The organism is Pseudomonas sp. BAV 4579 (assembly GCF_009765395.1).
GTDB classification, from domain to species: domain Bacteria; phylum Pseudomonadota; class Gammaproteobacteria; order Pseudomonadales; family Pseudomonadaceae; genus Chryseomonas; species Chryseomonas aestiva.
Genome location: NZ_WHOV01000288.1, coordinates 1 through 368, shown reverse-complemented (window position 1 = coordinate 368; position 368 = coordinate 1). Strand labels below are relative to the sequence as shown.

Here is a 368-nt window from a genome sequence, read left to right as displayed (position 1 = left end):
AGCTTAATTTTGGCGTTTGGCCACCCTCACCCCAGCCCTCTCCCAGAGGGAGAGAGGGCGATTGGATTCCGTAGCGTGGAAAACCGCGCAGCGTTTTCCACTAGCTCGCACGGGTGCCAACGGTGGATAAGACTACGTCGTTATCCACCCTACCCGTACGTTCCCGTAGGTTGGCGCTGAGCGCAGCGAAGCCCAACAACCCCAGACCTCAGCCCAGGAACAACCGGTACGCCGGATTCTCGGTCTCGTCCCAGTAGCGATAGCCGATGGCATCCAGCGTCGCCAGCAGCTCCGGCCGTTCGGCCTGGCTGGCCTCCAGCCCGGCGAACACCCGGCCGTCCGCCGCGCCGTGGTTGCGGTAATGGAAC

The 368-nt window shown here is 63.6% G+C and carries 1 pseudogene; it reads right to left on the bottom strand.

What is annotated here, in order from left to right:
* Positions 1 to 208: 208 nt before the first annotated feature.
* Positions 209 to 368: pseudogene (locus GSQ95_RS26020) on the bottom strand (threonine ammonia-lyase, biosynthetic); the annotation flags it as partial.